Origin of the sequence: Runella salmonicolor (assembly GCF_024158025.1) — a bacterium.
GTDB classification, from domain to species: domain Bacteria; phylum Bacteroidota; class Bacteroidia; order Cytophagales; family Spirosomataceae; genus Runella; species Runella salmonicolor.
Genome location: NZ_JAMZEL010000011.1, coordinates 221,462 through 227,461, shown reverse-complemented (window position 1 = coordinate 227,461; position 6,000 = coordinate 221,462). Strand labels below are relative to the sequence as shown.

The window sequence follows — 6,000 nt, the reverse complement described above, 5'->3', positions numbered from 1 at the left end:
GATACGATAAAATCAGGTAAGAGGTACTCTAATAAAGGCAGAAAACTTTCCAAAACAGATAGGGTTGATTAAAACACAAACCTAAAAAAATCCAACGCTCTCCACAACTTTTGGTTTTGATCCAAAAAATCCAACGCTCTCCACAACTTTTGGTTTTGATCCCCAATTTGTAGGGGGCGGTAGTGTTTAAATTTGCAGCCATTTTGCAGCCAAAAAGCAAAAACCCGCCTAGAATGAATCCTAGACGGGTTTTGTGGTGATGGACGTACCCGAACCTATACAATTTTCCTTTATGTTACTTTGTTAAAAGTATATGATTAACAGATAGTTACAAAAGTATAAGATAAAGTAGAGTAAGGAATAATTAAATAAAGTAAATAAAAAGTGTCCCCCAAACTGTCCCCAAATAAATAAACCTTCTATCTTTGTTGTGTTCGATTTTTAATAAATACCAACATGGCAAAGATAAACTTTTACCTCCGTGATAAGGAGGCCGACAGCCCTACCCCGATTTTGTTGTTTGTGAGTTACAACGGGGCACGCCTGACCAAATACCCAACAGGCGAAACCATAGACCCGATGTTTTGGGATGCCAAAAACCAACGCGCTAAACAATCCAAGAAGTTTCCGACCTTCCCCGAATTTAATACCCGTCTATCCAATATTGAGACGTTAGCGGAAAACCTCCTACGCCAATACATGAACGATAATGACCAACAGCCGCCAACGGTGGAGACGTACCGCGCATTATTGAATCAGAGCCTCAACATAACCCCGAAAAGGGAGACAGTTAAACCCATAGACTTGTTTAGTTTCATTGACTCTTACCTGACCGAATACGAAACCCGTATTTTTGAAAAGACAGGCCGACCGATAACCAAAACCACGATGCGAGTTTACAAACAGGCGTTTCGGGTATTGAAGGAGTTTAAGGAAAAGGAGTATAAAAAACGGGAATTTAGTTTTGCTCAAATAGACTATCATTTCTATACACAGTTTCAGCAGTACTTAGTCAAACAGAACTTTTCGACCAATACCATCGGAAAACATATCCGAACCCTTAAAACTTTCTTTTTGGAGGCACAGGAACGCGGTTTAATGCCCAATTTCAGCCCTAAGAAGTTTAAGTCAGTATCAGAACCATCGGACGCAATATATTTGAATGAGAGTGAATTAAACACCCTTTTTGAACTTGATTTAAACATGAATCCACGACTCGAAAAAGTGAGGGACTTGTTTTTAGTGGGTTGTTGGACGGGTTTACGGTTTTCAGATTTTACCCGGATAAAAAAAGAAAATATTGACGGGGAGTTTATCGAGATGGAAACCCAAAAGACGGGGGAGGTGGTCGTAATTCCGATACATTGGCAAGTAGAGGCAATATTAAAACGCTATGAAGGTAAAACCCCTAACAGCCTCCCCAAACCTATCAGCAATCAAAAGATGAACGACTACCTCAAAGAATTGGGGCAATTAGCAGGGTTTAACGATACAGTATCCGAAACCATGACAAAAGGGGGAGTTAGGCAGACCGTAAACTATCCAAAGTTTGAATTGATAACCACACACACTGCGAGACGTTCGTTCGCTACAAATCAATATTTGGCGGGTTTTCCTTCTACCTCCATTATGAAGATAACCGGACACCGTACCGAAAAGGCGTTTATGAAGTATATAAAAATAACCCCCCGCGAACACGCAAACAAATTGCGGGACTTATGGAGAAAGAACACCCCTTTTAAGATAGCTAACTAAACTTATATCCCCCTACCGATAGACCGCGTAGGGGTTTTACTTGTTCGATTTTTAAACCGTTTGATTTTTGATAAGATGGAGAATGAAAAAAAAATAAAATTAGTTGATGTTGTGGGTGATATGAAGTACAAAACTAGGTTTTGGGCTAATTATAACAGATGGTTAGAAAGATTAAAGTACGGAATAGAATTAAAGGGGCTATTCCCTTCCAAAACATTTATCTTTGAATTTGCCATTTGTAAGAATGCTAGTGACAAAAAATGGAGTGACGACGATACCCCTAGTAAAATGCTCTATATCGAATACACAACATTGGAAGGGGCAGAATTATATGATTTTGAAGGAGATACTCCACCCATTGAAATACTTTCTCATTTAAAAATAGATAAAAAGGTCGTTTTTGAGGAAGCGTATAATACGCTAGATGGGGCTAAAGACGACTATGTTAAAGAGTTTTTAGATGTCCATTTTGGCTGGTCACTTTCAGACGGTAGCATATTCCTTAATACTAGTGCTAGAGCCTATGAATTTTTACAGGGAATTTTAGAGTTTAGTGAGCAGTATTTAGAAATATGGGATAAAACCTATCTGTTACGCTCTTGGGTAGAGAATAAATTAAAAGAATTGTATATTACTAAAGACGTTGAGTTTGATAAAATTTCATACGAGGTTTTATTAGAATTTAGAGATAAATATAGGATTCAACTCCCAATGTTATTGCAACCGCCAACGGTGGAGGCCGTAAAGGAAAAGGAGGAGGCAGGAAGAAGGCCACACAAAGAACAAATCATACTTTTACATAAATTAGGTTTTTTAAATTTACCCATAATCGAAAAACTTACAACAGAACAAAAAGGGGTACTGTTTGGTCGCCTATTAGGGTATAGCACTGATAATACAGAGGATTATATCCGCTATATTGACAGTAAGAAGAATACAGAACTTAACCCATATCGGGCAAAAAAAGGCAATTATGAACAAAACGTGGTTCAATTCTTAAAAAGTTTAGGTATTGATATTCAATGAGTTTTAACTACACTTAATTTTTCCTAGTCACTACACTACCCACTCCACGGCATTAACTGCGATAAACTTGCATCGTAATCAACAATAAATACGATGCAGACAGTTATCAGTACAACCTTCACGCCCGATGAATTGACCGGGCTAATTATGGCAGCGGTTGAACGGACGGTTCGACCCATGATAGAGGCAGCGGTTCAGCCTTCACACTCCCCCAAACTATTGACCCGGCAGGAAACCGCGCGTTTCTTGGGCGTGTCATTGCCTACGTTGCATGAATGGACAATGAACGGCAAAATAACCGCCAATCGTATCGGCACACGGGTACGGTACTATCAGACCGACGTAGAGGCAGCAGTTCAACAAATCAACGCGGCAAAACGATAGGGGCATGATAGCAGACTACAAAACCGTTCGATTTTTGCTGAATGTAGAGACGAACTACTACGAGAAACAGCCCGATTTAGTCCCCTTTGCCAAACTCCCCAACGAGTTAAAAGTGGAAGAAACACACGACCCGATAATCAGACGAAACGGGGCAGAACAAATCATTCGGGGCAGAATCCAAAACAAAAAGTATCTATTCTTTACGGGGTTAGTACCCTCCCCAACGCGGGAACGGTGGTACTTTGGGAATCATTGCGAGTTCAGAAACGGAAACAAAAAACTTTCGTTAGTACTGTTTTGGTTTTCATCGGACTTTAAAGAATTACGGGCGTACTACTTTAACGGGTTCAGTCAATATCCGTCAGAAAGAGAGCGATTTTTAGGGGAGTTTATCCACACGGTCAATACAGTCACGCACTAAGGACATAAAAAAGGGCGTAGGATAACCCCGCGCCCTTTTTGTTCAATCGTGTTCGATTTTTGACCAATCACACCCCGACAGGCGAATGATTGACTTTGTAAAGGTACGAATAAACGACAAAGGTTTTGCCCAACGCCTACTCCAAAACCCCGACTTTGATTTTATGGGCAAGATAAACCCCGATACAGGCGAACAAAAGGACGGGAGTAGAACCGCTGAATATAGAAACCTGAAAATTGTTTTGTATGCATCGGGGATGGTGGAGGTAACGGGGAGTTTACACAAGTTCGCCAACGAAGGAGCGCACAATTACGACTCATTCACCTATCAAAGATTAGTTCAGACGATTGGAGAAATGATGGTCGTTTTGGATACCTCCCCCGACCGTGTGAGCCTCCACAACGTAGAATTTGGGGTAAACATCCTACTTGATACCTCCCCCTCCAGGTTCTTAGATACAATTCTAAATTATCGGTTCAAACTCCCCGAAATGCGAATGTTTAACGGAAAAGGGTATCTTATGCAATGGGTACAACAAAACTATATTGTGAAGGTGTACGACAAAAAACACCAATACCGACTCGATACCAACGTACTACGGTTTGAAGTAAAAACGATGGCAATGGTACATTTGGCAGGGGTAGGGGTTCAAACGTTGGCCGACTTGTTAGACGTGTCAAAATTGCGTCTATTGGGCGTTAAATTGTGTGAGACTTATAACGGTTTAATCATTGGCGAAAAGTTGGACACGGTGCAAATGTCGCAACCTGAAAGACGCATATACGAACAAGGCATGAACCCCAACTTTTGGCGGGACTTGACCGACCGTAAACAGCGCAACTACTACCGGGGACAATTCGAGAAAGTGATTAAAAAGTACGGGGCGGGTATCCGTGAAACAGTAGGCCGACTGATAGCGGAAAAGGTAGGGGAACTGTTAAAAACTTCGGACGTTTTACCCGACCCCCAAAACAAAAACATAGGACATTTTACTACTTCAAGTAAAGGGGTAAAACGTCTGATTAATTCAACGGCTACCAACACCCCGCCAACTACCTCCCAAAGGCGTTGCAAAGTGTGTGGAACACCCATCGAACACAGGCGCAAAGACGCGGTATTTTGTGAGCAAAAACAGTGTAGAAACAGTGAGAGCAACCCGCGCAACAACTTTAAAAGGCGGGTAAATCAGAGCATCGACAATACACTATTATTTGAGTTTGGGGAGGTGTTCAGGCCAACGCCCCAACAGCGGGAAATGATGGTATATTTGAATATTCAAGTAAGTAGAAAAACGACGAAACAAAACGTTAGATGATTTTAGTCCGGTCAAACGCGCGCGTGAGAGAGGCAAAGTTTATCAGGTGACAATAATGACAGTTTTAATCTAAAATAGACAAAATTAGACTGAATATTCCGGGGTCATTCGCGCAACCAATAGTAAGTTTTAATCTAAAATAGACAGACATGGCAGCAGGAACAAAAACCGGGGGGAGAGCCAAAGGAACGCCCAACCGTATGACAAAAGAGATTAGAGCCGTTTTAAAGGACGTTATCGGCCAACAGTTGGAAATTATGCCCGATGTATTGGCAACCTTAGAACCAAAGGACAAATTAGAATTTATTATCAAACTCATGCCCTATGTACTGCCAAAGGTGGAGACGGTCAAGATGAACGACGGGGAAGGTATATCTTTTGATTGGTAAGAGTTTTCTTACACTATAAAAAAGGGGGGGGCAGGGTAAAAGTTAAAAGTGTTCTATCCTTTGACCCATGCCTACCCTTCACGCGTGACATAGTGCAAAACTAACTAGGGGGGGGTAATAAGTTCAGAGCGTTTAGTTTGTTGACCCATGCCTACCCTTCGCGTACATTACTGCCCATAAATCGGGAGGGGGGGGGTAGCTTTTTGATAGGCTAATAATGATTCAGCCACAGTTTTGGGTATTGCAGCAGGAGTACTTACTCCCACCACTTGATAACCTTCAATCTGATATTTTGATGAATGGAAAAATTCATAGAAAGTTATTTTGTCACTTGTCGTAACAATAAAATCCTTATATGTAGGTGGCCCTTCTACGTCTATAAACCTATAAGTTAACGTTACAATAAAGTATTCCATGTATAGATGTAGAATTAAGAACCAAAACAAACCTTTTAAAGGAATAATACTACATAAAACTACTTATGATTAAGACAAAGAAAATTCAAATTTTAGACTGATACTTAGAGAGGGAGAGGGTAAAAGTTTGCTACCTTTTAATGTTTGACCCATGCCTACCTTTTGTACCTATTTTGTCAATATTAGCATTTAGGGGGGTATCCTATCACATAGAAGTAGACTAAAAACTTCACAAAACCTTACATTTTGGCGGGTACAACCTAAGAAAAGTTAACTTTTTGAGGTTACTATGAT

General features: G+C 40.7%; 7 protein-coding genes. 6 read left to right on the top strand and 1 reads right to left on the bottom strand.

Annotated elements, in window-relative coordinates; genetic code table 11:
- Window positions 1-456: 456 nt before the first annotated feature.
- The 6 genes from NCI00_RS22635 to NCI00_RS22610 all read left to right on the top strand — a co-directional run bounded on the left by NCI00_RS22635 (window position 457) and on the right by NCI00_RS22610 (window position 5,290).
- Window positions 457-1,755 carry a site-specific integrase gene (locus NCI00_RS22635; RefSeq protein WP_253531543.1) on the top strand — a complete coding sequence of 433 codons (1,299 nt, stop codon included), beginning with the start codon at window positions 457-459 and terminating at the stop codon, window positions 1,753-1,755.
- A 60-nt stretch (window positions 1,756-1,815) separates the two neighbouring features.
- Window positions 1,816-2,781: a hypothetical protein gene (locus tag NCI00_RS22630; protein WP_253531540.1), complete on the top strand. Its 966-nt coding sequence runs from the start codon at window positions 1,816-1,818 to the stop codon at window positions 2,779-2,781.
- Between the two features lie 93 nt (window positions 2,782-2,874).
- Window positions 2,875-3,165: a helix-turn-helix domain-containing protein gene (locus NCI00_RS22625; RefSeq protein WP_253531536.1), complete on the top strand. Its 291-nt coding sequence runs from the start codon at window positions 2,875-2,877 to the stop codon at window positions 3,163-3,165.
- 4 nt (window positions 3,166-3,169) lie between these two features.
- Window positions 3,170-3,586, top strand: coding sequence for a hypothetical protein (locus NCI00_RS22620; protein ID WP_253531531.1), 417 nt, complete (start codon window positions 3,170-3,172; stop codon window positions 3,584-3,586).
- Between the two features lie 85 nt (window positions 3,587-3,671).
- Window positions 3,672-4,901 (top strand): hypothetical protein, encoded by a 1,230-nt coding sequence (locus NCI00_RS22615; RefSeq protein WP_253531527.1) that lies wholly within the window; start codon window positions 3,672-3,674, stop codon window positions 4,899-4,901.
- Between the two features lie 149 nt (window positions 4,902-5,050).
- Window positions 5,051-5,290, top strand: coding sequence for a hypothetical protein (locus NCI00_RS22610; RefSeq protein WP_253531524.1), 240 nt, complete (start codon window positions 5,051-5,053; stop codon window positions 5,288-5,290).
- A 167-nt stretch (window positions 5,291-5,457) separates the two neighbouring features.
- Here NCI00_RS22610 and NCI00_RS22605 read toward each other — a convergent pair whose 3' ends face one another.
- Complete coding sequence (locus tag NCI00_RS22605) at window positions 5,458-5,706, bottom strand: hypothetical protein (RefSeq protein ID WP_253531519.1); 249 nt, start codon at window positions 5,704-5,706, stop codon at window positions 5,458-5,460.
- Window positions 5,707-6,000 lie beyond the last annotated feature (294 nt).

Coding starts and splice junctions, on each gene's coding strand:
- NCI00_RS22620 (WP_253531531.1), top strand. CDS start 3,170: ATGATAGCAGACTACAAAACCGTTCGATTTTTGCTGAATGTAGAGACG.
- NCI00_RS22610 (WP_253531524.1), top strand. CDS start 5,051: ATGGCAGCAGGAACAAAAACCGGGGGGAGAGCCAAAGGAACGCCCAAC.
- NCI00_RS22635 (WP_253531543.1), top strand. CDS start 457: ATGGCAAAGATAAACTTTTACCTCCGTGATAAGGAGGCCGACAGCCCT.
- NCI00_RS22605 (WP_253531519.1), bottom strand. CDS start 5,706: ATGGAATACTTTATTGTAACGTTAACTTATAGGTTTATAGACGTAGAA.
- NCI00_RS22615 (WP_253531527.1), top strand. CDS start 3,672: ATGATTGACTTTGTAAAGGTACGAATAAACGACAAAGGTTTTGCCCAA.
- NCI00_RS22625 (WP_253531536.1), top strand. CDS start 2,875: ATGCAGACAGTTATCAGTACAACCTTCACGCCCGATGAATTGACCGGG.